Annotated in this window: 23 protein-coding genes; 8 read left to right on the forward strand and 15 right to left on the reverse strand. The window is 44.6% G+C overall.

Translation table 11 applies throughout. The annotated features are described in order from the left end of the window. On the reverse strand, positions 1-519 hold the full coding sequence (rppH, locus tag VNE01S_RS08200; RefSeq protein ID WP_053394306.1) for an RNA pyrophosphohydrolase: 519 nt from the start codon (positions 517-519) through the stop codon (positions 1-3). Positions 520-1,141: 622 nt separating this feature from the next. Here rppH and mutH point away from each other — a divergent pair. After that, positions 1,142-1,807 (forward strand): DNA mismatch repair endonuclease MutH, encoded by a 666-nt coding sequence (mutH, locus tag VNE01S_RS08205; RefSeq protein WP_053394123.1) that lies wholly within the window; start codon positions 1,142-1,144, stop codon positions 1,805-1,807. On the opposite strand, the gene VNE01S_RS08210 is transcribed toward mutH, so the two are convergent. Further along, positions 1,804-2,109 carry a DUF6482 family protein gene (locus VNE01S_RS08210; protein ID WP_053394124.1) on the reverse strand — a complete coding sequence of 102 codons (306 nt, stop codon included), beginning with the start codon at positions 2,107-2,109 and terminating at the stop codon, positions 1,804-1,806. The genes mutH and VNE01S_RS08210 overlap by 4 nt on opposite strands. A gap of 128 nt (positions 2,110-2,237) precedes the next feature. Between VNE01S_RS08210 and VNE01S_RS08215 the strand changes: the two genes are divergently transcribed. After that, entirely contained in the window at positions 2,238-3,272 is a 1,035-nt protein-coding gene (locus VNE01S_RS08215; RefSeq protein ID WP_053394125.1) for an NADP(H)-dependent aldo-keto reductase, read from the forward strand. Positions 3,273-3,313: 41 nt separating this feature from the next. Then, positions 3,314-3,667 (forward strand): tRNA-binding protein, encoded by a 354-nt coding sequence (locus VNE01S_RS08220; protein WP_053394126.1) that lies wholly within the window; start codon positions 3,314-3,316, stop codon positions 3,665-3,667. A gap of 132 nt (positions 3,668-3,799) precedes the next feature. Here the strand turns inward: VNE01S_RS08220 and VNE01S_RS08225 are convergent, their stop codons facing one another. The 5 genes from VNE01S_RS08225 to brnQ all read right to left on the reverse strand — a co-directional run bounded on the left by VNE01S_RS08225 (position 3,800) and on the right by brnQ (position 10,410). Beyond that, positions 3,800-4,051 carry a hypothetical protein gene (locus VNE01S_RS08225; protein WP_053394127.1) on the reverse strand — a complete coding sequence of 84 codons (252 nt, stop codon included), beginning with the start codon at positions 4,049-4,051 and terminating at the stop codon, positions 3,800-3,802. Positions 4,052-4,558: 507 nt separating this feature from the next. Continuing rightward, positions 4,559-5,893, reverse strand: a complete 1,335-nt coding sequence (gene vpsR / locus VNE01S_RS08230) for a cyclic-di-GMP-binding transcriptional regulator VpsR (RefSeq protein WP_053394128.1) — start codon at positions 5,891-5,893, stop codon at positions 4,559-4,561. Positions 5,894-6,275: 382 nt separating this feature from the next. Then, positions 6,276-7,793, reverse strand: a complete 1,518-nt coding sequence (gene lysS, locus VNE01S_RS08235; protein ID WP_053394129.1) for a lysine--tRNA ligase — start codon at positions 7,791-7,793, stop codon at positions 6,276-6,278. Positions 7,794-7,835: 42 nt separating this feature from the next. Then, a protein-coding gene (gene prfB, locus VNE01S_RS08240; protein ID WP_156309770.1) for a peptide chain release factor 2 occupies positions 7,836-8,934 on the reverse strand; the annotation gives its coding sequence in 2 pieces (ribosomal slippage) (positions 7,836-8,858 and positions 8,860-8,934; 1,098 coding nt in all). A 162-nt stretch (positions 8,935-9,096) separates the two neighbouring features. Further along, entirely contained in the window at positions 9,097-10,410 is a 1,314-nt protein-coding gene (gene brnQ, locus VNE01S_RS08245) for a branched-chain amino acid transport system II carrier protein (protein ID WP_053394131.1), read from the reverse strand. A gap of 308 nt (positions 10,411-10,718) precedes the next feature. On the opposite strand from brnQ, the gene VNE01S_RS08250 reads away from it, so the two are divergent. Together VNE01S_RS08250 and srmB are read left to right on the forward strand one after the other, a co-directional pair. Further along, positions 10,719-11,438, forward strand: a complete 720-nt coding sequence (locus tag VNE01S_RS08250) for a tRNA1(Val) (adenine(37)-N6)-methyltransferase (RefSeq protein WP_053394132.1) — start codon at positions 10,719-10,721, stop codon at positions 11,436-11,438. Positions 11,439-11,527: 89 nt separating this feature from the next. Continuing rightward, on the forward strand, positions 11,528-12,760 hold the full coding sequence (gene srmB / locus VNE01S_RS08255) for an ATP-dependent RNA helicase SrmB (protein WP_053394133.1): 1,233 nt from the start codon (positions 11,528-11,530) through the stop codon (positions 12,758-12,760). 292 nt (positions 12,761-13,052) lie between these two features. On the opposite strand, the gene prfC is transcribed toward srmB, so the two are convergent. Continuing rightward, a complete protein-coding gene (prfC, locus tag VNE01S_RS08260; protein WP_053394134.1) occupies positions 13,053-14,642 on the reverse strand; it encodes a peptide chain release factor 3 in 1,590 nt (529 codons plus the stop codon). A gap of 216 nt (positions 14,643-14,858) precedes the next feature. On the opposite strand from prfC, the gene VNE01S_RS08265 reads away from it, so the two are divergent. Beyond that, positions 14,859-16,910, forward strand: a complete 2,052-nt coding sequence (locus VNE01S_RS08265) for a putative bifunctional diguanylate cyclase/phosphodiesterase (protein WP_053394135.1) — start codon at positions 14,859-14,861, stop codon at positions 16,908-16,910. Between the two features lie 17 nt (positions 16,911-16,927). Here the strand turns inward: VNE01S_RS08265 and rimI are convergent, their stop codons facing one another. The 6 genes from rimI to rlmE all read right to left on the reverse strand — a co-directional run bounded on the left by rimI (position 16,928) and on the right by rlmE (position 22,882). Beyond that, the gene (rimI, locus tag VNE01S_RS08270) at positions 16,928-17,374 is read right to left on the reverse strand and encodes a ribosomal protein S18-alanine N-acetyltransferase (RefSeq protein WP_053394136.1); all 447 of its coding nucleotides are present in this window, start codon (positions 17,372-17,374) and stop codon (positions 16,928-16,930) included. A gap of 1 nt (position 17,375) precedes the next feature. Then, positions 17,376-17,774, reverse strand: a complete 399-nt coding sequence (locus VNE01S_RS08275) for a DNA polymerase III subunit psi (protein ID WP_053394137.1) — start codon at positions 17,772-17,774, stop codon at positions 17,376-17,378. 175 nt (positions 17,775-17,949) lie between these two features. Continuing rightward, entirely contained in the window at positions 17,950-19,290 is a 1,341-nt protein-coding gene (gene glmM / locus VNE01S_RS08280) for a phosphoglucosamine mutase (protein WP_053394138.1), read from the reverse strand. Positions 19,291-19,311: 21 nt separating this feature from the next. Continuing rightward, a complete protein-coding gene (folP, locus tag VNE01S_RS08285) occupies positions 19,312-20,142 on the reverse strand; it encodes a dihydropteroate synthase (RefSeq protein ID WP_053394139.1) in 831 nt (276 codons plus the stop codon). A 52-nt stretch (positions 20,143-20,194) separates the two neighbouring features. After that, complete coding sequence (gene ftsH / locus VNE01S_RS08290; RefSeq protein WP_053394140.1) at positions 20,195-22,144, reverse strand: ATP-dependent zinc metalloprotease FtsH; 1,950 nt, start codon at positions 22,142-22,144, stop codon at positions 20,195-20,197. A 108-nt stretch (positions 22,145-22,252) separates the two neighbouring features. Continuing rightward, positions 22,253-22,882, reverse strand: a complete 630-nt coding sequence (rlmE, locus tag VNE01S_RS08295) for a 23S rRNA (uridine(2552)-2'-O)-methyltransferase RlmE (protein ID WP_053394141.1) — start codon at positions 22,880-22,882, stop codon at positions 22,253-22,255. Between the two features lie 113 nt (positions 22,883-22,995). Here rlmE and yhbY point away from each other — a divergent pair, with 113 nt between their 5' ends. Continuing rightward, positions 22,996-23,292 carry a ribosome assembly RNA-binding protein YhbY gene (gene yhbY, locus VNE01S_RS08300; protein ID WP_053394307.1) on the forward strand — a complete coding sequence of 99 codons (297 nt, stop codon included), beginning with the start codon at positions 22,996-22,998 and terminating at the stop codon, positions 23,290-23,292. 74 nt (positions 23,293-23,366) lie between these two features. Here the strand turns inward: yhbY and greA are convergent, their stop codons facing one another. Further along, positions 23,367-23,840, reverse strand: a complete 474-nt coding sequence (gene greA / locus VNE01S_RS08305) for a transcription elongation factor GreA (protein WP_053394142.1) — start codon at positions 23,838-23,840, stop codon at positions 23,367-23,369. A 522-nt stretch (positions 23,841-24,362) separates the two neighbouring features. Between greA and VNE01S_RS08310 the strand changes: the two genes are divergently transcribed. After that, positions 24,363-25,379 (forward strand): porin, encoded by a 1,017-nt coding sequence (locus tag VNE01S_RS08310; RefSeq protein WP_053394143.1) that lies wholly within the window; start codon positions 24,363-24,365, stop codon positions 25,377-25,379. Positions 25,380-25,393 lie beyond the last annotated feature (14 nt).

A 25,393-nucleotide genomic window follows, 5' to 3' on the forward strand; every position in this document is an offset into this window, starting at 1 on the left:
CTATCCTCTTCTGTGTTTACGCTTATGTTTTGCTTTACGTTCTTTAAATGGCATCGCCATCGAAGCAAATTCTTTCATTGCACGACGGTAAACGTCCCGTTTAAAAGAAACCACTTGCCGAACTGGATACCAATAACTTACCCAACGCCAACCATCGAACTCAGGGGAGCTACCACGGAGCATATTGATTTTAGACTCATCACAGTCCAAACGCAGTAGAAACCATTTCTGTTTTTGACCGATACAAACGGGCTTGGACTCCCAACGAACAAGGCGTTTGGGTAATTTATATCTTAACCAATGACGACTTGTTGCAACGATTTTCACATCATCCTTAGTAAGACCAACCTCTTCATACAACTCTCGATACATTGCCTGCTCGGGAGTTTCACCTTCATCAATGCCCCCTTGAGGGAATTGCCATGAATGTTGTCCGTATCGTTTAGCCCAGAAGACCTGACCATGGTTGTTACAGATTACAATACCCACATTTAAGCGGTAACCATCGCCATCTATCACTGGCCAACCTCTAATAAAATCTTTAATTACAGTGATTTTTCCACATATCCCCAATAGGAGCAAACTTACTAGTGTGACTAAGCCAGAAAATATCGCTTTCCTCCCCCATAATGGATAAGTTTTCGCCAGAACAAAGGTTATGCACACTAGGGTGAGACATAGACCACATTTATTCACCTTTTCTGTGTATAACTATGTGAAGAATTAGAGCGCAAGCGATTCCCTCAAAAAAACATAGCGCCATTTCATTACTCTACCATTCAAAAACAAAAACAAAAATAAAAACAAAAACAACAACTTGGAAAAGAAACGAGAGTTTAAAATCAGCTGGATGTGTAAATAGACTTACAACCGACTTAGATCGGTCAAAGATCAACCACCCCTACACTTACCCACAAACAATATGTATCGATTCCGTTTATTTTAAATTATTCAAGTACAAAGCGAATGATAAAACACTGTTTATTCATACATGTTCTTTTATTTACCGTGATTTCTTGAGATAGCTTGTGGATAACCATAAAGTGACGATCATTCAGACAAAATGATCGAAGTCCACACGATAAAAATAAGATTAATTTCCGCTACAATAAGGCCTAGTAACCCCAAGCATAAGATCACTATGAAACCAGAACCAAAATCCGAAGCAGAGCTTATGGAGCGAGCGCAGAACATCGCAGGAATCACTTTCGCAGAGCTTGCTGAAGAGGCCGGAATGCTTGTACCGCCAGATTTAAAACGAGATAAAGGCTGGGTCGGACAGCTTCTAGAGTGGCATTTAGGCGCTAATTCAGGAAGCAAACCTCAACAAGACTTTGAGCGACTGGGGATTGAACTCAAAACCATTCCCATTAGCTATACGGGTAAACCTCTAGAAACCACGTTTGTCTGCGTGGCTCCTCTTATTGGTGTACAAGGACTCACGTGGGAAACGAGCCATGTTCGTAATAAGCTCTCTCGCGTCCTGTGGATTCCGGTTGAAGGTGAACGAGAAATCCCTTTGGCAGAAAGACGGGTTGGCTCTCCACTGATCTGGTCGCCAACAAAAGAAGAAGAGTCGCAGTTGAAAGTAGACTGGGAAGAACTGATGGAAATGATCGTTATCGGTCAAGTAGAGCAAATCACGGCGCGTCATGGAGAAGTGCTGCAACTGAGACCAAAAGCAGCCAACAGCCGAGCCCTCACAGAAGCGTATGGCGCTAGTGGTAAACCAATCAAAACCCTTCCGCGCGGTTTTTACCTACGCACCCAGTTTACCGCGAAGATTTTGGAGCAGAACTTCGCTTAATGAACAAGCGAAAGTTCGACATCCTGATACAGTGGTCCGTCGCCTGCCCCGCACTCATCATAAGCATTGTGTAATCGTAAATACGCACGCTCTACCCCTAATCTTGTCAGCTCTTCTTTGACCTGATCAAGAGAGTCAAAGTGGACAGGCTCATCATCCACTTTGATGGGCTCGAGCTTATGTTTGTACTCAACGGCCAACAAATACTGAGATAGATCTGCACAGCCAATCACAAATACTTTCGGAGATTGGCTGTGCTTATGGTACGCATGCATCCATTTATCTAACTGGGTCATCTTCATAGTTCACCTCCATCAGATAATTTTAGCCAATAGCACAAAAATTGCGAAATTGTTGGCCCGCCCCATTTTTTCCGATGCTTTAATCCCCTATATTGGAGAGATAAAATCGAAAATGACAAGGAAGGTTCATGCAATACAATAAGTTACCTCACTCTACACTAGAGGTGAGTAAAATCTGTCTTGGCACCATGACCTTTGGTGAACAGAATACTCAGCAGGAAGCCTTTGAGCAGTTGGATTATGCTGTTGAAAGAGGCGTCAATTTTATTGATACAGCAGAGATGTATCCGGTCCCTCCGCAGGCAAAGACACAAGGACGAACAGAAGAGTATATTGGACACTGGTTGAAACAATCAGGAAAACGAGAAAAAGTCATCCTTGCTACCAAAGTCGCTGGGCCTCGCAACGTGCCGTATATTCGCGACAATATGAGCCTTGATCGACGTAATATCCACTTAGCCATTGATGACAGCTTAAAACGGCTTCAGACTGATTATGTCGACCTCTATCAACTGCACTGGCCGCAGCGACAGACAAACTGCTTTGGTCAGTTAAATTACCCCAACCCTGACTCGCAAGAAGAAGTCACATTAATTGAAACGTTAGAAGCACTCGCTGAACTCATCAAAGCGGGCAAGGTTCGTTATATCGGGGTTTCCAATGAAACACCGTGGGGAGTGATGAGCTTGCTGCGTCTGGCAGAAAAACACGAGTTACCAAGAATTGTCTCCATCCAAAATCCATACAATTTATTGAACAGAAGCTTTGAAGTCGGCCTATCTGAAATCAGCCACTATGAAGGCGTCCAACTACTCGCATACTCTCCCCTCGCATTTGGCTGTTTAAGCGGTAAATACCTAAACGGACAAAAGCCAAGTGGGGCAAGATGCTCTTTATTCGAACGATTCGTACGCTACTTTACGCCACAAGGCATCCAGGCCACGGAAGCCTATGTCAATTTAGCGAGAGAGCATGGTCTCGACCCGGCACAAATGGCGCTTGCATTTGTCAACCAACGTCCGTTTGTCGCCGCCAACATCATCGGAGCCACAAACTTAGAGCAACTCAAATCCAATATCGACAGCTTAGATGTCGAATTAACGGATGAGTTACTGCAAGGTTTACAAGAGATTGGCACAACTTACTCCAACCCGTGTCCTTAATTGGCAAATGACACGGAAAGAAAAACGCTAAGGATTAAGATATGAAGCAAGCTCCAATTAAAGAAGAGATCACGTTCGACGATTTTGCCAAAGTGGATATCCGAGTGGGCACAATTATCGAAGTCAGTGAAGTCATAAAGTCAGACAAACTGATGAAACTTACCGTAGATTTTGGGGATCATACTCGCTCTATCTTGGCTGGCATCAAACAAGAACGAAACAACCCAAAAGAAATTGAGGGAAAACAGGCGCTATTCGTAGTCAACCTGCCTGAAAGAAAGATGGCTGGTGAGGTATCTCAAGGGATGCTTTTTGACATCGGCTATGAAGATAAACTACAACCCTGTTTGGCTTGCCCTGAATCAATAATGCCTAATGGAGCGAGAGCGGGGTAACGTATTTGTTATCAAGTGATAAATGCAGCACATAAAGCTTGTGCTCATCCATCAATGCAAAGTTGCCAGCCTTATAGTTCATAAAGCTGGCGCGAAGTTAGAGGGGCTGGAAGTTAAACCAGCCCCTCTTAATTACGTCGGTATTCGCGCAGTCAGCACTCGGCGAAGGTGACGAATACGACGTTCAACGGTGACGCTTTCAGGCTCACTGCGCCCTAGCAAACGACCATCCAAACCTAAGCCTATATCTTTGAGCAAATGTTTGTTGTGCCAAGGGATATCAAAAGCGCTTCGTCTTACTTTACGTTTCCACGCGCGCTCTTCACGGCGAAGATCGGCTTTAATCAATACGGTGGCTAATTTTAGATATAAAGAATGGTTCATGATAATTCTCCAGTTACAATGAGGCTGAGAAAAGATCAACGAATCCATGAAAATAAGGCGGATCTAAAAATTCGCTGCTTTTCCGCAGCCAATTTAAAGAAAAAGGTTACGGATTAACTACATTGCTTGGTTAGACTTATGATCAGACATATCGAGCTTAATGCTTGGTAAAAGCGGCTACAGATACGGTTAGATCATCAGAAGCACAGTTCAATGACATTGCGTTCAATTGTTTCATTGTGTGCCTCCTAGCTATGTATTAATCCAAATAGGTGTGTATGTAGGTTATGAGCCTAAGCTCATTGTTAAATTCTATGCATATGAGGTGATATTTCAACCACTTTGTAACATTTAAAATTAAAACAATGTATTACCCCAGAAATGAAGCCTAACAATGCTTTGGAATAAGATATTCACCCTGTAAATAACAAGTTAGCCGTAGATACTGTTATCTGGTGAGTAAGCCACACTGTTCCTCAGGGCAGCTTATTCACTCTCTCGCATACATTAGACCGTTGCGTCACTAATTAGGTTGTGTTTATTCAGTAGGCGATACATCGTCGCACGCGATACTCCCAACTCTTTCGCTGCCATAGAAACTTGTCCCGAATGCGACTCTAGAACCAACAACAATGCGTCCCTTTCACTGCGTTCACGAATACTTTTAAGACTGCGCTTGCCATCGCTGCGCTTAGGTAGGTCGAGATGTTCTTCGTCTAGCATCACCGTATCTGACATTAAGACGATACGTTTGACTTGGTTCATCAACTCTCGAACGTTACCTGGCCAATGGTAACGCGTTAATGTACGCGCTGCTTGCTCCGTGAAGCTCCTTGCCTGTGCGTTGTATTCTTTGGAATACTCTTGCAAGAAATATCGCGCCAGAATCGCTATATCTCCCGCTCTTTCTTTCAAGCTTGGGACATTAATACGCAAAACATTGATGTAATGATAAAGCTCTTCATTAAAGTCACCATCAATCAAGGCTTTTTCAATATCAGCAGAGTTTGCTGCAAGAACACGAACGTCCACTTCTTTGCGACCACTATCGGTTTCTACTGTCCCTTCCTGAAGGAACCTCAATAAGTTCACTTGCTGAGATTTCGGCAGAGTGAGAATATCATTTAGGAGAATGGTCCCTCCGTCTGCCCGCTCTAATAAACAAGGCTCTGAAGGATCTTCACGATTGATACCGAATAGATCGCTTTCGATACTTCTTTCAGGCATCGCTCGGCAATTAACGGAGATAAACTCCTTATTGGCACGCGAAGAGGTTTTGTGAACAGCTTTAGCAACTGTCTCCTTGCCTGTTCCATTCTCACCATAAATAAGAATACTGACATCGGTCGGCCCAATGCGTTTAATCTGATCTCGCAGCCTTTTCATTGGAACGGACTCGCCAATCAGCCCCATATCACTGTTATTACCGTAGTGAGGCCATACCTTTTTTTCCAGCTTTAACATACCTAGCTGGTGTCCAATGGTACTGAGTAGCTGCGCATCCGGGATCGGCGCAGTAAAGAAATCGATACAAAAGTTAACGATAAATTGGCAGATAGTATCCGAACTCAGTTGAGACTCACGAATAAACGCGATCCAGCGAATTTGCTTGTGATTACTCACTAAATTCGCAATGCCATTTAAACTGAACTCATCATGACTGAGATCGACAATGCCAATGCATGGGCCAGTTTCACTGAATAATGTGTCTGCCTTACGCAAATCGGCACACTGTGTACATCTCCAACCCACTTGTTCTAATACTGAAAGCCAAGGCTCATAGGTCCCCCCAACCACAACAAGGGAACCAGGAACGGAATCCATCCTAAACTGACTACGCATACGGTCTAATCCTTATTATTAATAAAACCAATGCAGTGCTATCAATAGCACATGTAATTTTGCAGTTACAATATAGAGACTTAAGCAGAGAATCTGTCTTACTTATAAGACTACGCGGTGGATATCGATTTTTCCACACGATATGGAATGCGGTTCAAAGAAAGTTTTCACGATATAAGGCTCCCGCTTCCTGTTACAAACGATTTGATTTACGAAAATAAGGATATGTAGCACGTAAATGTAGAGCAAATAGGTAATTAGAGTACGATATTGTTTGCCTTAGCGAAGCTGACTAATCCCGCATGATTTCTTTAATACTGATTTTTCGGCAATAAAAAAGCCACCCGGAGGTGGCTTTTAAACTCTTAACTCATTCTATTGCTTAAGCTTGCGGACGCATTGCTGGGAACAGAATCACGTCACGGATTGTGTGCGTGTTGGTAAATAGCATCGCTAGACGGTCGATACCAATACCCTGACCCGCTGTTGGTGGAAGGCCGTGCTCTAGTGCAGTGATGTAATCTGCATCGTAGTACATTGCTTCATCATCGCCCGCGTCTTTCGCGTCAACTTGCGCTTTAAAGCGTGCGTCTTGGTCTTCCGCATCGTTCAGCTCAGAGAAACCATTCGCTACTTCACGACCACCGATAAAGAATTCGAAACGGTCAGTGAAGAATGGGTTGTCATCGCTACGACGTGCCAGTGGAGAAATATCCGCTGGGTAACCCGTGATGAACGTTGGTTGAATTAGCTGAGGTTCCGCCGTTTCACCAAAGATCTCTTCAAGTAGTTGACCACATGTCCAGAAAGTTTCTACTTCAACGTGTACCGATTTCGCGATCGAAACCATTAGTTCACGGTTTTGCAGATCTTCTTCAGTCAGAGCCTGAATTTGTTCGTGATCTGGGTTGTAGTGTTTGATCGCTTCAAACATGCTCATGCGCGCGTAAGTACCGCCGAACTCTACCGTCTCTTCGCCGTAAGGCATGGATGTTGAACCAAGAACTTCCATCGCTACTGTGCTTAGCATTTCTTCCGTCAGATCCATCAGATCTTTGTAGTCCGCGTAAGCTTGGTAGAATTCCATCATAGTGAATTCTGGGTTGTGACGAGGAGACAAACCTTCGTTACGGAAGTTACGGTTGATTTCGAATACACGGTCAAAACCACCCACAACCAAGCGTTTGAGGTATAGCTCTGGTGCAACACGTAGGTACATATCGATATCTAGCGCGTTGTGGTGAGTGATAAATGGACGCGCTGTCGCACCACCAGGGATCACGTGCATCATTGGCGTTTCGACTTCTAAGTAGCCTTTTGCGCTCATGAAGTTACGAATCGCTGAAACCAGCTTAGAACGTACGATGAATGCCTGACGCGAGTCTTCGTTCACGATTAGGTCAACGTAACGCTGACGGTAACGCATCTCTTGGTCTGTTAGACCGTGGAACTTCTCTGGTAGAGGACGTAGCGCTTTAGTCAGCAACTCGTACTCTTCCATGTTGACGTATAGGTCGCCTTTACCAGACTTGTGCAGCGCACCTTTCACACCGATGATGTCACCGATATCTAGACCTTGATATTTTGCTTTAAGCTCTTTCTGTACGTCTTTTGCAGCATACGCCTGAATACGGCCTGAAGTTTCTTGGATCACTAGGAACGGACCACGTTTCGCCATAATACGGCCTGCGATTGCAACTACGTGGTTAAGCTCTTCTAGCTCTTCCTTCGTCTTCTCACCGAACTCTTTTTGAAGGTCGCCCGCTAGTGCGTCACGACGGAAGTCGTTTGGGTGGCCGTTTGCTTTGCAGCTCTTACGGATCTCGTCCAGTTTCGCGCGGCGTTCAGCAATCAGCTTGTTTTCTTCTTGTACGTTGTCGTTTTGAACAGCATCAGTCATTTTTCGATGTATCCTGTTTCGCTTTGAGTGTCGGTGAAAAGCTTAAAGGCCTGATTTCAGGCTAGCTTCAATAAATTTGTCTAGGTCGCCGTCTAGGACCGCTTGAGTGTTGCGGTTTTCAACGCCTGTGCGTAGGTCTTTGATTCGGGAGTCATCCAGAACATAAGAACGGATCTGGCTACCCCAACCGATGTCAGACTTAGCATCTTCGTTTGCTTGTTTCTCAGCATTCTGTTTTTGCAATTCAAGTTCAAACAATTTTGCACGTAGTTGCTTCATCGCTTGATCTTTGTTTTTGTGCTGAGAACGGTCGTTCTGACACTGAACCACTGTATTCGTCGGTACGTGCGTAATACGGACCGCAGATTCCGTGGTGTTAACGTGCTGACCGCCCGCACCAGATGCGCGGTAAACGTCAATACGCAGATCCGATGGGTTAATGTCGATATCGATGTTGTCATCAATCTCTGGGTAAACAAACGCAGATGCAAACGAAGTATGGCGTCGACCACTTGAGTCAAATGGTGACTTACGTACCAAGCGGTGAACACCTGTTTCTGTGCGTAGCCAACCGTAAGCGTATTCGCCAGAGATCTTCACTGTTGCGCCTTTAAGACCAGCAACTTCACCTTCCGAAACTTCGATCACTTCGGTCTTAAAGCCTTTCGCTTCAGCCCAGCGCAAATACATACGCAGCATCATTGAAGTCCAATCTTGTGCTTCAGTACCACCCGAACCAGACTGAAGGTCAATATAGCAATCGGACGAATCATGATCGCCTGAGAACATACGACGGAATTCCAGCTTTTCCAGCTTAGCTTCTAACTCAGCCAGTTCAGGCTCAATTTCATCAAATGTTTCTTGGTCTTCTTCTTCAACAGCAAGCTCTAGTAGACCTTCAACGTCTTCTACACCTTGATCTAGTTGGTCGATCGTTTCAACAACGGCTTCTAATGATGCACGTTCTTTACCTAACGCTTGGGCACGTTCAGGTTCGTTCCATACATCCGGTTGTTCCAGTTCTGCGTTTACTTCTTCTAGACGCTCGTGTTTAGCGTCATAGTCAAAGATACCCCCTCAGGACATTCGTGCGCTCAGACACGTCCTGTAAGCGGTTTTTAATAGGATTGATTTCAAACATGTTTGCTCAACATTTATGAGTAGAATTTAACCGAAGAATTGTACTGAAAAGTGTGATGAAGATACAGGAATTTTTTGATATTGCGTAATAATCCATCAGATACAAAAATCCCCTGCTACGCCTTGCATTGCAGGGGATTTTCCTTTCAGTTATGACGCTTGATTATGCAGCTTCTTCGACGAAAGATGGCTCAGCAGATTTCGCTACAAAGAACATTGCAACAATCGCAGCAGCAGTCGGCAGTAACCAGCCCATACCCACATCAAATAGTGGCAATACGTTTAGTGCTGAAACATCTACACCAGCGACTTTTGCAGCATCGATAAGAGCGAATAGCAGCGACACTAAGATAACCACGCGATAAGCGACTTTTGGATTTGGCAGTAGCTTGCGCACAAAGGTTAGAGCCACCAGCGCAATTGCAACCGGGTATAGTGCAAACAGTACTGGAACCGATAGCGAAATTAGCTGAGAAAGACCGACATTCGCAACGACTGCACATGCTGTACCGATAATGATAACCCAAGCTTTGTAAGGCACTGCAGAGATCGAACGGAAGTAATCAGAACACGCAGAAATCAAACCAATCGCTGTTGTTAAACACGCCAGCAGTACAATGGCAGATAGAACTAGCTGGCCATATGGTCCAAATAGAGACTGCACGTATGCGCTCAAGATAGCACCACCGTTGTCCGCACCACCTGCAACAGCAGCACTAGTCGCACCTAGGTAGAACAGCGAAATATAAACAAACGCTAGACCTGCCGCTGCAATAAATGCCGCACTGATCAAGTATTTCGTGGTCGCAGCATCATCTGTAATGCCTTTGCTGCGCAAGGCGTCAACCACTAGTACACCAAACATCAGAGACGCAAAAGTGTCCATCGTGTTGTAACCTTCAAGGAAGCCTTTTTGTAGCGGGTAAGCGAGGTACTCACCTTGAGCCGCTAAAACTTCACCTTGAGGATCGACAAACACTGCAATTGCCAACGTGATCAGGCCAATGAATAGCACAGGAGTCAGTACTTTACCGATCATATCGATCAGGCGGCCTTGGAACCATGCAAACAACATAGCAACAGCAAAGAAAATGACTGAAAATGCCGTTAGATGGAATTGGCCTGCATCAGCAATGAAAGGCTTCACCGCCATTTCATAGGCAACCAAACCTGTACGTGGGGCAGCAAATGCAGGGCCGATGATGATAAAGATCAACACCGCCATAATAATTGCGGCACGCTTAGGCAGATCTTTCGTCATGTGCTCCCAGCTACCACCAGCCAGTGCAATAGCAATAATAGTAATCAGGGGTAAACCAACGGCAGTTAAAAGGAAACCTGTCATCGCAGGTAAAAGGTTGTCACCAGCTAGTTGCCCTGCAAAAGGAGGAAAAATAATATTACCCGCGCCTAAAAAGAAGGCAAAAAGCATAAAGCCTACGGCTATGATGTCTGTTAATTTTAAAGTCTGTTTCACTAGAGACCCTTTACTTATATTTTCATTGATGTTGTGCGTGCTGAGCAGTCATATTTGCTACTCAATCGATATATATGGAATAGCATAATGACCAAACGCTCATCTATTCGCAACCCTAAAGCCAAAAACACCATATAAATTTACCATTCAAACCAAAAAGCAGTGAAAAACACCAACTTTAAAAAGAAAACCAGAAAAAACCGCTAACGATAAACATTAATGATAAATATGAAATTAGAACAAGAATCCAAACTTTTAGTTAACATTAAATTAAAACACTCAACAAACATTAATTTTCAGAATAAATAATGAACAACAAAAAAAACTCAACCAAGGATTTTCTATTTAAGCAGTTTGCGATTAGAGGAGGATCCTCTGGTATGCCTGTCAGCACCGACGGCGTACTGCTAGGTGCATGGTCAAGAATAGATAAGGCCCAACGCATATTGGATATAGGCACTGGAACAGGTCTTCTGACATTAATGTGCGCCCAACGTAACCAAAACGCGACCATCGAAGCCATTGATATCGACGTACATGCTATGGATGCAGCTGCGTTCAATGTAGAACAATCACCTTGGGCTGAGCGCATTTGCCTGTATCACAGTGACGTACTAAACCATTCGTTTGACGCCCTCTTCGATACCATCGTCTGCAACCCACCCTACTTCAATAGTGGTGAACAGGCGAAAAGTAGCCAACGAGCAACCGCTCGACATACCGATTCGCTAAAGCACAGTGAATTATTAGCTCGATGCTCTCAGTTACTAAACCCAGAAGGGAATGCCAACTTTATCCTTCCGCTAGAAGAAGGACGCCAGTTTATCGAGACAGCCAAGCTTGACGGATGGCACCTTCAAACACTGTGCGAAGTAAAACCAACGGAGCGAAAAGCAATACATCGTTTGTTGATTGAACTGGTTAAATCTCCTTGCGAGGCCAGCCTTGAGTCACTGACCATACGAGAGAAAGATGGATACAGCGACGCGTTTGTAACACTGACCAAAGATTTTTATTTGAAGATGTAGTAATAAAGGTGTGATCCTTATCACCGAACACACTATAATGCTTCCCCTTTATATAATGTTCACACCAACAAGCTTGTGGAGACATCAGAGTGATCAAAAATTTTGCTGAATTAGAGTTAGATCCTAACCTACTCGTCGCAATCGAAGAAATGGGTTACACCCGTCCAACACAGATTCAGGCTGAAGCGATCCCACAAGCTTTAGATGGTCGAGATATTCTTGCATCGGCTCCTACGGGCACGGGTAAAACGGCCGCTTTTGTTCTGCCAGCCTTGCAATACTTACAGGATTTTCCTCGCAGAAAACCTGGACCTGCACGTGTTCTTATCCTAACCCCAACGCGTGAACTAGCCATGCAAGTCGCAGATCAAGCTCGCGCACTTGCAAAGAATACCAAGCTGAACATCTTCACCATTACTGGCGGCGTTCAGTATCAAGAGCACGCAGATATTCTGGCAACCACACAAGATATTGTTGTTGCAACACCGGGCCGTTTGATGGAGTACATCGAAGCCGAGCGCTTTGACTGCCGCGCAATTGAATGGCTGATCCTAGATGAAGCAGATAGAATGTTGGATATGGGCTTTGGTCCAACCGTTGACCGCCTTTCTTCTGAATGTCGCTGGCGTAAACAAACGCTCCTTTTCTCCGCTACTCTCGAAGGCAAAGGGGTTGAAGGCTTTACCGCCGATCTACTGAAAGATCCTGCAGAAATCGATGCAGAACCATCACGACGCGAACGTAAAAAAATCGCGCAATGGTATCACCGTGCCGACGATATGAACCACAAACTTGAGTTGCTAAAGAAAATCATCACAGAACAAGCAGAACGTTCGATTATTTTCTTGAAGACTCGCGAACGCTTGGCTGAACTTCGTGCTGAACTTGAAAGTGCTCAGATTCCATGTGCATGGATCCAAGGTGAAATGCCTCAGGATCGCCGTAACAACGCGATTGCTCGCTTCCGCGACGGCACAGTTAACGTACTATTGGCGACTGACGTTGCTGCGCGTGGTATCGATTTACCGGATGTCAGCCACGTTATCAACTATGACATGCCACGCAGCGCAGACGTTTACCTACACCGTATCGGCCGTACGGCTCGTGCGGGTAAGAAAGGTAACGCGGTATCTTTGGTAGAAGCCCACGACCAACCGATGATGGATCGCGTAGCTCGTTACGTAAACGAAGATATCAAAGAACGTTTTATAAAAGAGCTTCGTCCAAAGCACAAAAAGCCTGTGTTTAAGAAAAAGAAAAAAGACGACAAGAAAAAGGTCGCTACAAAAGCGAAAAAGAAAGTCGTAAAGAAGAAAAAGTAGTCACTACTTTTTAAGCAAACAAAAATGCCGCTTCGATTGAAGCGGCATTTTTATATCGATATGTAGGTGATTAATATTCGAAGCCGACTATTAATCACCCCTTCAAAGCGTTTGAGGCTAGAACAAGGCGACAGAATTCACGCCTAAAGAGCTCTTCTGCTAGACGCTATACTCAAAATAGTTGGTGCTATAGCAAGGCAGCAATCGAATCCGACCCCAGGAGCATAGTGCGCTATGTGACTGGGGCGGATGAGTGAAGCTAACGCAGCTAGAGCTCCAAATATAAAGAGTATTAGTGTTCGCGGGTCGCGCGGAACTCAACCTCAGGGAATCGCTCTTTCGCTAAATTCAGATTCACCATCGTTGGCGCTATGTAACTTAGGTTATCGCCACCATCCAACGCCAAGTTGGTTTGGTTCTTACGCTTGAACTCTTCCAGTTTCTTCTCGTCGCTACATTCTACCCAGCGCGCGGTTGCAACGTTCACGCTTTCATAAATGGCTTCAACGTTGTATTCCGCTTTAAGACGCGCCACGACTACATCAAACTGAAGCACACCTACTGCACCTACGATAAGGTCATTATTTTGCAATGGGCGGAATACCTGTACTGCGCCTTCTTCCGAAAGCTGTACCAAACCTTTAAGCAGTTGTTTTTGCTTCAAAGGATCTTTTAAGCGAATACGACGGAACAATTCAGGTGCAAAGTTAGGAATGCCCGCAAACTTCAGGTTTTCACCTTGAGTAAAGGTATCACCAATCTGAATAGTACCGTGGTTGTGTAGGCCGATAATATCACCGGCGTAGGCATTCTCAGCGCGTGAACGATCTCCAGCCATAAAGGTAACAGCATCCGAGATGTTAATCTGCTTACCTAAACGAACATGGTTCATCTTCATGCCTTGAGTATACGTACCCGATACAATACGCATAAATGCAATACGGTCGCGGTGCTTAGGATCCATATTCGCTTGGATCTTAAACACGAAACCAGAGAATTTTTCTTCACTAGCTTCAACTTGACGCTCATTCGCCTGGCGTGGCATTGGGGCCGGAGCCCACTCGGTCAGACCATCTAGCATGTGGTCAACACCAAAGTTACCCAGTGCAGTACCAAAGTAAACTGGCGTTAGCTCACCCGCTAAAAATAGCTCTTGGTCGAATTCAGGACACGCACCAATCACAAGCTCAAGCTCTTCACGCAGTTGCTCAGCCAGTTCCGCACCAACGGCCTCGTCCAGCTCTGGGTTGTCTAAACCTTTGACGATGCGCTGCTCTTGGATTGTATGACCTTGACCTGTGGTGTATAAAATCGTTTCATCACGGTGAATGTGATACACACCTTTAAATTCTTTACCACAGCCAATTGGCCATGAGATCGGAGCACAAGCGATGTTCAGTTCGCTTTCTACTTCATCGAGTAGCTCCATTGGATCACGGATATCTCGGTCAAGTTTGTTCATGAACGTAACGATCGGTGTATCACGAAGACGCGTCACTTCCATCAGCTTACGAGTACGGTCCTCGACACCTTTAGCGGCATCGATAACCATAAGACAAGAGTCAACCGCGGTCAGCGTACGATAAGTATCTTCTGAGAAGTCTTCGTGCCCTGGAGTATCCAGCAGGTTAACCAGACACTCGTTGTAAGGAAACTGCATTACCGAGGTCGTGACCGAAATACCACGCTCTTTTTCCATTTCCATCCAGTCAGATTTGGCATGTTGCGCAGAGCCACGGCCTTTTACACTACCCGCCGTTTGGATCGCGCGTCCGAAAAGTAGTACTTTTTCAGTAATGGTTGTTTTACCCGCATCCGGGTGCGAGATGATAGCGAAAGTCCTACGTTTAGACACTTCGCCCAAAAAAGCTGTATTTGACATCAAAAGTTCTTCTTCTGTCTGGTTACCAGAAGGAAAAAATCAGTTAACCTGATGCTTCTGGGTGTTCGATTCAATTTTGCGCGGTATTCTCTCTTATATTCACTGATGGGGCAACTTTCACGGTAAAAATGACCGAGTAAGGAAATGCAAGCGTAAACGCAACAATGTCTATCGATCCAAGTGACTAATAGAAGAAGCAAGGAACTAGATATCACTATGCTGAAAAGCAAAAAAATCCATTCTCTCGCCTTTCGTCAAGCTAAAACCGTTTTCTTAGTGTCGGTTATTCTTGGTATTTGCTTTAGTTTCTATCACATTTTGATGGACCTGCACCAAGAACAAACAAAAATTGAAGAGCACTATCAGTTTAAGCTGCTGCAGAACTACTCCAATGCCAGTCAAGCCGCTTACCACCTAAACCCACTGTTGGCAGAACAAGTCGCGACGAGCTTAATGATGGATAGTGCTATCTACAAAGTCGAGATAATTGACGATTTTGGTGAAATCTTAGACAAACAAGAAAGCCCAGTGCCAAAATCCAGCCTATTAATTGATATTGTTTCGAGCTACCTAACACCGCCATCTCCGGTTTTTAAAACGGAGCTTCATCAACCCAACTCACACATTACCGTGGGTACGTTGAGCTTTTCCGTCAGTGGCATCAACATTGCCAAAGGGTTCATTAATAAAGCCAGTAAGGTGTTACTTTTTGATTTATTGAGAAATGCAGTCCTGACTTTTATCCTGCTGGTTTTCTTTTACCACAAGTTATCTAAACCATTAGTCACCCTAATTAATTGGGTTAAATCTCTGCACAATGGACAAGATACCTTACCCCCTTCTACCCTACACCGGGGTGATGAACTGGGAGATTTAGCCAAGTCATTCCACAACCTGTTTAACGACAAAGAGAGCGCTAAACGTAAGCTCAACCAGCTCGCTTACTATGATTCTTTAACTGGGTTAGCGAACCGTAGCCAAGTGCTTCAATTACTTTCGAATACTCTGAGAGAGGCAGAAGACACTCAGCAAGCTGGAGCCCTGTTCTATATGGATCTGGACCGCTTTAAAACCATCAATGACTCTCTTGGTCACGATATCGGTGACAACCTAATCAAAGCAGTCTCATTACGCTTAAAATCGTGGCTACAGGAGGGGCATACGGCTGCTCGAATTGGTGGTGATGAATTCGTTATCCTGCTCCCTAATACATCCAAAGAAGAGGCCAAGATACGAGCTCAGCAACTTTTATCACTGATTTCTAATCCTTACTCGATCGATGGCCACCAGCTCTACTGCACGGTTAGTGCGGGGATCACAACATTCCATTCAACAAAGACAACCAATATCGAAGTGCTGCGCCAAGCTGATACTGCGCTCTATCGAGCGAAAGTAGGAGGGAAGAACAACTATGTATTTTATCATCCAGAAATGCATGCTCAGGTCGAATCCGTCTTAGAAATTGAACGGGGATTGCACGAAGCGCTAAAAGAAAACCAGTTGGAGCTTTACTACCAACCTCAAGTCAACGAAAAACACCAAATTATCGGTGTTGAAGCACTCATTCGCTGGAACCATCCGGAGAAAGGCGTTCTCCCCCCAGGAGTCTTTATGCCAATCGCCGAAGAAACAGGACAAATACTGCAAATTGGTAATTGGATTATTGAACGGGCTTGCTTCCAGTACGCCGAGTGGAAAAAACAGGGTGCACTTCCTGACACATTTTGCCGCGTGGCGATTAACATCAGTCCGTTACAGTTTTCTCAAGACTCATTTGTAGAACAAGTTAACAGCGCGTTAAAGCAAGCAGATATTAGTGGCAAGAATATTGAACTAGAGATTACCGAAAACTTACTGCTGGAAAATGTCGAAGGTTCGATAAACAAAATGGAGCAGCTAAAAGAAAACCAACTCAAGATTTCAATTGATGATTTTGGGACTGGCTACTCTTCATTAAAGTACTTAAAACACCTCTCTGTTGATGTTTTAAAAATCGATCGCTCTTTTGTTACGCAACTTCATTTAGATGAAAGCGATCAAGCCATTGTCGATGCGATTATTATGACGGCTAAACGCCTTAACTTAGATGTGATAGCTGAAGGGGTAGAAGATACTGACGAACTTAGCGCGCTCAAAGCACTTGGCTGTCATCAATTTCAAGGATACTTGTTCGATAAACCACTGCCAGCTGAAGAATTAGTAAGCCGATTTAAGTCCAATTATTACCCTTTGGAAGAGACTTGTAATTCCACGGCGCTAAGAGTTTAACCGGTGGAGTTATCCCATTAAAAGAAGATGTAGCTCATGATAATAGCATCTTCTTTACCCTTCTCTGTGGGGTAATAATTTATGCGCCGATCGACCTCATTAAAGCCTGTTGATTCGTATAAACCAAACGCATTGGTGTTGCTTTCTCTTACTTCGAGCCACGCACTTTCAGCTCCCTGACTCTCGCACATATCGATAAAGGCATTGATGAGTTTTTTACCATACCCCTTGCCTTGATGTTCAGGGTTCACTGCCACATTCAATAAAGTGACTTCACCAACAATGTTTTGTGCGTAGAAGTAGCCTAGAACCCGCTCTCCATCAGTAAGAACATGATGGCATCCGCCACGAGAGTTTAAATCGCGAATCATGTTTGTTGACCACGGGTGAGAATGAGCCACCTTTTCGATAGCTTCCACTTGCTCTAAGTGTTTTTCGGCTAATGGTAAAATAGAAAGAGACATATTATTGATACGAACAAATTTGCTGCCACAACGCTCGGCGTTGTGCTTGATTTCCATTGATCTGACCTAACTCAGGAGAGGACAACACTTTGGCATTAAGCTTCTCTTGAGCTTCACAACCCGCAAACCAGATCCACTCTAGCTGGTGTTCCGATAGCTGATGCAACTGTTCGGGATAAACATGTAACGCTTGTTCAAGAGATAAATTGATACTCTTCAACACACGCTCAAAAAGAAGTGCGGTCTCTTTTTGGGGAAATTGAGGGGAGACGAGTAACAACTGACACGTTTCTTGCAATACTAACTGTGGCGCCTGATAGCCTTGCAGCCTTTCAGGATGAGCGAGCTCATAGCTCTGAATACCCATTTCTTGTAAATATTGCATCTCGTGTGGTGACATAAAGAATCGTTACTGGTTAGAACGAGCCAATCCTAACATAAAACTAAGAAGTTCGATGACACATTTTATCACTCTTGTCTTAGCATTTACCGCTACTCTTTATCCCATAAAGTGAAATACAAAAGCGCCACTCTATGAGTGACGCCTCTATTATAACGAAACTTTCCAGCGAGATTTAAAAGCTGGCTTTAACCGTATCAGCAATCTTCAAAGCAGACGCTTTAACCAATTCGGAATCTTCACCTTCCACCATAACGCGGATCAGAGGCTCAGTTCCGGACTTACGTAGCAATACTCGTCCCTTGTCACCTAGCTTGGCTTCCACTTCAGCTACAGCAGCTTGGACTGCTTCAGCTTCTAATGGGTTGGAGTCACCAGAGAAACGAACATTCTCCAAAACCTGTGGGTAAAGCGTCATACCTTGAGACAGATCATGCAGAGACATATCGCTACCCACCACTGAAGCTAACACTTGCAGCGCAGCAACAATAGCATCACCCGTCGTCACTTTATCAAGCAAGATGACATGGCCAGAGTTTTCTGCACCGATCTTCCAGCCTTTCTCTAGTAGTTGCTCCATAACATAGCGATCACCAACTGCAGCACGCACAAACGGGATTCCGAGCTGTTTAAGGCCATTCTCCATGCCTAGGTTCGTCATTAACGTACCTACCACACCACCTTTGAGCTCACCACGGCGCAACGCATCGCGTGCAATGATGTAAGCAATCTGGTCACCATCCACTTTATTCCCGAGGTGATCAACCATGATGATACGGTCGCCGTCACCATCAAATGCGAGACCTAGATGCGCTTGTTCTTCAACAACACGTTTCTGTAGAGCACGAACATCTGTTGCGCCCACTTCTTCGTTAATGTTGATGCCGTTAGGCTCTACACCCATCGCAATCACTTCTGCGCCAAGCTCTTTGAAGACGCTCGGTGCAATGTGGTAAGTCGCACCATGAGCACAATCAACCACGATTTTTAACTCGCCTAAACTAAGCTCTGACGGGAATGTACTCTTACAAAATTCGATGTAACGGCCTGCTGCGTCATTCAGTCGAGATGCTTTACCTAATAAAGCCGACTCTACGCAGTCAATCTCTTTGTCTAACTCAGCTTCAATAGCCAACTCTACATCATCCGGAAGCTTGGTCCCTTCTGACGAAAAGAACTTAATGCCATTATCGTAATATGGGTTATGTGAAGCAGAAATCACAATCCCCGCTTCAGCACGAAATGTTTGTGTCAGGTACGCTACTGCAGGTGTAGGCATTGGGCCAGTAAATGATGCTTTTAAACCCGCCGCAGCTAAGCCAGCCTCTAGAGCGGACTCCAGCATATAACCCGAAATACGCGTATCTTTACCGATAATAACTTTTTTTGTGCCTTGTTTTGCCAACACACGACCTGCCGCCCAGCCAAGCTTTAATACAAAGTCAGGTGTAATTGGGTATTGGCCAACTTTGCCACGGACACCATCTGTACCAAAATAACGTCTCTTATCAGACATGATATTTCCTTTATGTTCTTTTTAATGGTTCGCTTTCAGCATAGAAACCACTTTCATCGCATCTAAAGTTTCTTCAAAATCGTGGACACGAATAATCTGCGCTCCCTTCAGTGCGGCAACCGTCGCGCAGCTGACACTAGCAGCAACACATTCTGCTGGGGTTTTATTCAACAATTTAAAAACCATCGACTTGCGAGACATTCCCGCCAATATAGGTAAGCCGAATTGATGGAAGTCTTCTAAGTGAGCCAGCATATGATAATTGTGTTGTAGCGTTTTACCAAATCCAAAGCCCGGGTCAAGAATAAGTTGCTCTTTACTAATCCCTACGGCTTCACAAGCAGCCACTCTCTCTTGTAGAAACTTACCTACTTCTTCCATCAAATTATCGTAGTGAGGTGCCTCTTGCATCGTACGGGGCTGCCCCTGCATATGCATCAGACAAATTGGCAAACCTGCTTGCGCAGCGACTTCTAAAGCACCAGGTTCAAGCAAAGCGCGTACATCATTTATGATGTCTGCCCCAGCCTCGGCGGCTTGACGCATAACCTCAGCTTTACTGGTATCAACAGAAATCCAAACATCGTAATGCTGGCGAATCGCTTTAATTACAGGGATTACGCGCTCTAACTCTTCCTCGACAGAGACGTCCGGGGCACCGGGGCGCGTAGATTCACCGCCGACATCAATGATCGTAACACCTACGTCAATCATGCGTTTTGCCTGAGTTAGCGCGTTATCGAGTGAATTGAATTTACCACCATCAGAGAATGAATCAGGTGTGACATTTAAAATCCCCATAACCTGAGGAGTCGATAGGTCGAGGGTCTTATTGTTTGCTGTAAGAATCATAATAAAAATACAAAAACCCCGAGTTGCCTCGGGGTTTATACTTAATAATCAATTATTCAGAATCTTTCTTCTCTGGTGCTTCACTAGAGTTATCATCAGATTCGTTTACCGGCTCAGTTTGAGCTGGTTTTTCATCAACAGGCTTGTCGGCTTTCGCTTCATGCTTGTTGCTTGGGTTATCCCCCCAACCAGCTGGCTCGCGAATATCAGCCTTGCGTTCCATCAGATCATCAATCTGACCTGCATCAATGGTCTCATACTTCATGAGCGCATCTTTCATCGCATGCATAATATCCATGTTGTCTTCTAGGATTTGTTTTGCACGCTCATAGTTGCGGTCGATAATTTGACGAACTTCGTCATCGATCAGCCTAGCTGTATCATCCGACATATGTTTCGTCTGGGTTACGCTACGGCCAAGGAAAACTTCACCTTCGTCCTCAGCATACAGAAGAGGTCCTAGTTTCTCTGAGAAGCCCCACTGAGTAACCATCTTACGAGCAATTTCCGTCGCACGTTCGATATCGTTTGAAGCACCCGTTGATACTTTGTCTAAACCATAGATAAGCTCTTCGGCCAGACGACCACCATAAAGGCTGGAAATCATTGATTCAAGATGCTGACGAGACATGCTGATACGATCTTGCTCTGGCAGGTACATAGTGACACCCAACGCGCGACCGCGAGGAATGATAGACACCTTGTACACAGGGTCATGTTCAGGCACTAAACGGCCGACAATCGCGTGACCTGCCTCGTGGTATGCTGTTGACTCTTTGATTTCTTCAGACATCACCATAGAACGACGTTCTGCGCCCATCATGATTTTGTCTTTCGCCAATTCAAATTCAACCATAGACACGTTGCGCTTGTTACCACGAGCGGCAAATAGCGCAGCTTCATTCACAAGGTTAGCCAGATCTGCACCAGAGAAACCTGGTGTACCACGTGCGATCAGTGACGGTTCAACGTCACCCGCTAGTGGCACTTTACGCATGTGCACTTTCAAAATTTGCTCACGGCCACGTACATCTGGCAAGCCAACGACTACTTGACGGTCAAAACGACCAGGACGAAGTAGCGCAGGGTCAAGTACGTCTGGACGGTTAGTCGCAGCGATAACGATGATACCTTCGTTACCTTCGAAGCCATCCATTTCAACCAGCATTTGGTTCAATGTTTGCTCACGCTCATCATGACCGCCACCAACACCAGCGCCACGCTGACGACCGACTGCATCGATCTCATCGATAAAGATGATACAAGGTGAGGCTTTTTTCGCTTGCTCGAACATGTCACGCACACGAGACGCACCAACACCGACGAACATTTCTACGAAGTCAGAACCAGAGATAGTAAAGAACGGTACTTTTGCTTCACCAGCAATGGCTTTCGCTAGAAGCGTTTTACCAGTACCAGGAGGACCAACCATCAAGACACCCGTTGGAATCTTGCCGCCCAGCTTTTGGAATCGGCTTGGATCGCGTAGGTAATCGACTAGCTCTTTTACGTCTTCTTTCGCTTCATCACAGCCAGCAACATCAGCAAACGTTGTTTTGATCTGCTCTTCGCTCATCATACGAGCTTTACTCTTACCGAAGGACATAGCGCCTTTGCCGCCGCCGCCTTGCATCTGACGCATGAAGAAAATCCAAACGCCGATCAGTAAGATCATTGGGAACCATGAAATAAAGATAGTACCAAGCAGGCTTTGCTCTTCTGGAGGCGTGCCTTGTACTTTCACGTTTTGGTTAATCAGGTCATCAAGAAGCTTCTGGTCATAGACCGGCATGTAAGTAACATAACGCGCGCCACCACCACGACGAGTGAAGGTAATTTCACTGTCTTTAAATGTTGCTTCCTGAATCTGGCCTTGGCCAACTTCCTGTACAAATGTAGTGTAATCAACCGCCCTGCCGTTACTTTCACCAGGGCCAAAGCTCTGGAATACCGACATCAAGACTACGGCGATTACAAGCCACAGAATTAAATTTTTTGCCATGTCACTCAAGGTGTCAGCCTCGCGATAACTAATTGTAATTAAAAGGTAGGGTACTACAGTTTGTAAGCTGTAGCTAGATTGTTAACTGCTTCGAAAAAAGCCAAATAGTTAACCTTTGTAACCAGTGGCTACAATATAAACTTCTCGAGAACGCGCTCGTGAAGAGTCCGGTTTGCGAATTTTCACGACTTTAAACATGTCGCGAACGTCTTTTACGTACTGATCAAAACCTTCGCCCTGGAACACTTTGACAGCAAAGCTACCATTTGGCGCAAGAACTTGTCGACACATATCTAATGCTAGTTCAACAAGATACATTGCACGAGGTTGATCAACAGATAAATTTCCGGCCATGTTCGGTGCCATATCCGACATGACCACATCAACCATATCCGGCTGAATTCGCTCAAGTAGTGCATCGAGCACTGCCTCTTCACGAAAATCGCCTTGTAGGAATGCTACACCAGCAATAGAGTCCATTGGGAGAATGTCACATGCAATAACTTGACCTTCGTCACCAACTATTTTTGCTGCGTACTGAGACCAGCCTCCTGGAGCGGCACCTAAGTCCACAACCGTCATTCCAGGTTTTAGCAGTTTATCTTTATCTTGAATCTCTTCGATTTTAAAAATCGCACGCGAGCGGTAGCCTCTTTTCTTGGCTTCGTTCACATATTTATCATCGAAGTGCTCTTTCAACCAACGACCTGAGCTCGCTGAATGTTTTTGTTTGCTCATTTGATTCCTAACAGATAGAGGGACCAACATACCCAATAAATTATAGTCTTCAGGGATAGATGGCGTTAAAATGGTATTTTTCAACCCTTATATTAAAGAAAATTGGCCGCGTAATGAACCTAAGCACTAAACAAAAGCAGCATCTTAAAGGCCTAGCGCACAGTCTAAAACCTGTTGTGCTTATGGGCGCAAACGGACTTACTGAAGCTGTTCTAGCGGAAATCGAGATTGCTCTAGATCACCATGAGCTAATCAAAGTGAAAGTAGCGTCTGAAGATCGTGAAACTAAGAACCTGATTATTGAAGCAATTGTGCGCGAAACTGGCGCAGAGAAAGTACAAGTAATCGGTAAAACTCTAGTTCTATTCCGTCAAACGGACGAGCGTAAAATCGAGCTTCCACGCAAATAATACGTTTCTGCTATAGATTACGAGCACTAAAAAAGGTCGCGATTGCGACCTTTTTTGATTTTAATCCGGAATGATTAGATATATTCAACACGATCAATTTCAAAGTCGCGCTCACCACCAGGGGTAGAAATCACCACTTCATCACCTTCCATTTTACCAACCAAGCCTCGCGCAATTGGCGAGCTGACTGAAATGCGGCCCGCTTTAATATCTGCTTCATCGTCACCAACGATTTGGTAAGTTTTCTCTTCTTCTGTATCACAGTCAATCAAAGTGACTGTAGAGCCGAAGATAACCTTACCTGTGTTGTCCATTTTGGTAACGTCAATAACTTGAGCAACAGACAGTTTGTATTCGATATCGCGGATTTGAGCTTCACAAATACCCTGCTCTTCTCGAGCGGCATGATATTCAGCGTTTTCCTTTAGATCACCCAGTTCACGTGCTTCTGCAATTGCTTCAGAAATCTGTGGGCGAAGTTTTAATAGTCGGTCTAGTTCTTCACGCAGCTTTTGTTCGCCACGTAGGGTCATTGGGACATTTTCCATCGTTTACCTCATTCCAAAGCTATCTTTGGACAAAACAAAACCACCCAATCTTGGAGATTAGGTAGTGAATAAATTAATCGGTTTGATCTAGTGTAAACAAACTTGGCAACTAAATCATCATAAATCCACAAGTCTTGATTCCGCTTCGAAGCCTTCCCACACACCTATCACTGAACACCCTATCTAAGGGTATCTATAGATAAAAAAAGGTAAATACTCATCAAGCAATACAACTTTAACAATCAACAAATAAAGAATTAAAATCAATTACTTAAAGATAAAATTCAACAAATAAAACATTGTTCAAAATTCGTTTTTATAAGATTTTACTACCAGAACAAGGAACTTTAGCGTTAAAACATTGTTCAGCGATTGCTTATTGAGCGTTTATCAATTATTTCAATTATTTGACTCAAGTCTTGTTTATGAACATTGATTCCCGCGAGCAATAGTAAGAGCATACCCAAGTATCGAGGTATGACTCACAAAAACATGAATAGACAGTGAATTAGGACTAATAAGATGAACAGAACTCTGATTGCTCTAGCAGTATCAGCTGCAGCAGTGGCTACTGGCGCAAACGCAGCTGAAATCTACAACCAAGATGGTACTTCTCTTGAAATGGGCGGTCGTGCTGAAGCGCGTCTATCTCTAAAAGACGGTAAAGCAGAAGACAAATCTCGCGTACGTCTAAACTTCCTAGGTAAAACTCAAGTAACTGACAACCTATACGGCGTTGGCTTCTACGAAGGTGAGTTCACGACTGCTGAACAAGGCGGCGTAGACGACAACAACGACCTAAACACTCGTTACGCGTACGCTGGTTTAGGTGGTGCATTTGGTGAAGTCACTTACGGTAAAAACGAAGGCGCACTAGGCATCATCACAGACTTCACAGATATCATGGCTTACCACGGTAACTCTGCAGCAGACAAATTATCTGTAGCAGACCGTACAGACAACATGGTTTCTTACTCAGGTAACTTTAACGATCTAGACGTTAAAGCAAGCTACCGTTTTGCTGACCGTGGTGAATCTCAAGGCCAATACGTTGATAACGAGCAAGATGGTTACTCTCTATCTGCGACTTATGCAGTTGCTGATACAGGCCTAAAACTAGGTGCTGGTTACGCTGATCAAGACGAAAGCAACGAGTACATGGCAGCTGCGTCATTCTCTATCTCTGATCTATACATCGCAGGTGTATTCACAGATGGCGAAAAAGACTTCAATAACGCGTTCATGTTCGATTCGAACAATTTCTCTGGCGTACAAGACTACACTGGTTACGAATTCGCAGCGGCTTACACGCTAGGTCAAACTGTATTCAGCACTACCTACAACAACGCAGAAACTGGTGATGACACCTCTGCTGACAATGTTGCAGTAGACGCGACTTACTACTTCAAACCTAACTTCTTCGGTTATGTATCTTACAACTTCAACCTTCTAGATGAAGGTGACAAACTAGGTACAGGTACCGTTGGTGCGACAGATGCTGAAGACGAACTAGCAATTGGTCTACGTTACAACTTCTAATTCTGGCTCAATGT

Source organism: Vibrio nereis NBRC 15637, from assembly GCF_001591105.1.
GTDB classification, from domain to species: Bacteria; Pseudomonadota; Gammaproteobacteria; order Enterobacterales; family Vibrionaceae; genus Vibrio; species Vibrio nereis.

Coding starts and splice junctions, on each gene's coding strand:
- VNE01S_RS08275 (WP_053394137.1), bottom strand. CDS start 17,774: ATGTCACCACACGAGATGCAATATTTACAAGAAATGGGTATTCAGAGC.
- greA (WP_053394142.1), bottom strand. CDS start 23,840: ATGGAAAATGTCCCAATGACCCTACGTGGCGAACAAAAGCTGCGTGAA.
- folP (WP_053394139.1), bottom strand. CDS start 20,142: ATGATTCTTACAGCAAACAATAAGACCCTCGACCTATCGACTCCTCAG.
- VNE01S_RS08310 (WP_053394143.1), top strand. CDS start 24,363: ATGAACAGAACTCTGATTGCTCTAGCAGTATCAGCTGCAGCAGTGGCT.
- VNE01S_RS08210 (WP_053394124.1), bottom strand. CDS start 2,109: ATGAAGATGACCCAGTTAGATAAATGGATGCATGCGTACCATAAGCAC.
- yhbY (WP_053394307.1), top strand. CDS start 22,996: ATGAACCTAAGCACTAAACAAAAGCAGCATCTTAAAGGCCTAGCGCAC.
- VNE01S_RS08265 (WP_053394135.1), top strand. CDS start 14,859: ATGCTGAAAAGCAAAAAAATCCATTCTCTCGCCTTTCGTCAAGCTAAA.
- lysS (WP_053394129.1), bottom strand. CDS start 7,793: ATGACTGATGCTGTTCAAAACGACAACGTACAAGAAGAAAACAAGCTG.
- prfC (WP_053394134.1), bottom strand. CDS start 14,642: ATGTCAAATACAGCTTTTTTGGGCGAAGTGTCTAAACGTAGGACTTTC.
- VNE01S_RS08250 (WP_053394132.1), top strand. CDS start 10,719: ATGAACAACAAAAAAAACTCAACCAAGGATTTTCTATTTAAGCAGTTT.
- vpsR (WP_053394128.1), bottom strand. CDS start 5,893: ATGCGTAGTCAGTTTAGGATGGATTCCGTTCCTGGTTCCCTTGTTGTG.
- VNE01S_RS08215 (WP_053394125.1), top strand. CDS start 2,238: ATGCAATACAATAAGTTACCTCACTCTACACTAGAGGTGAGTAAAATC.
- mutH (WP_053394123.1), top strand. CDS start 1,142: ATGAAACCAGAACCAAAATCCGAAGCAGAGCTTATGGAGCGAGCGCAG.
- glmM (WP_053394138.1), bottom strand. CDS start 19,290: ATGTCTGATAAGAGACGTTATTTTGGTACAGATGGTGTCCGTGGCAAA.
- rimI (WP_053394136.1), bottom strand. CDS start 17,374: ATGTCTCTTTCTATTTTACCATTAGCCGAAAAACACTTAGAGCAAGTG.
- VNE01S_RS08220 (WP_053394126.1), top strand. CDS start 3,314: ATGAAGCAAGCTCCAATTAAAGAAGAGATCACGTTCGACGATTTTGCC.
- VNE01S_RS08225 (WP_053394127.1), bottom strand. CDS start 4,051: ATGAACCATTCTTTATATCTAAAATTAGCCACCGTATTGATTAAAGCC.
- rlmE (WP_053394141.1), bottom strand. CDS start 22,882: ATGAGCAAACAAAAACATTCAGCGAGCTCAGGTCGTTGGTTGAAAGAG.
- ftsH (WP_053394140.1), bottom strand. CDS start 22,144: ATGGCAAAAAATTTAATTCTGTGGCTTGTAATCGCCGTAGTCTTGATG.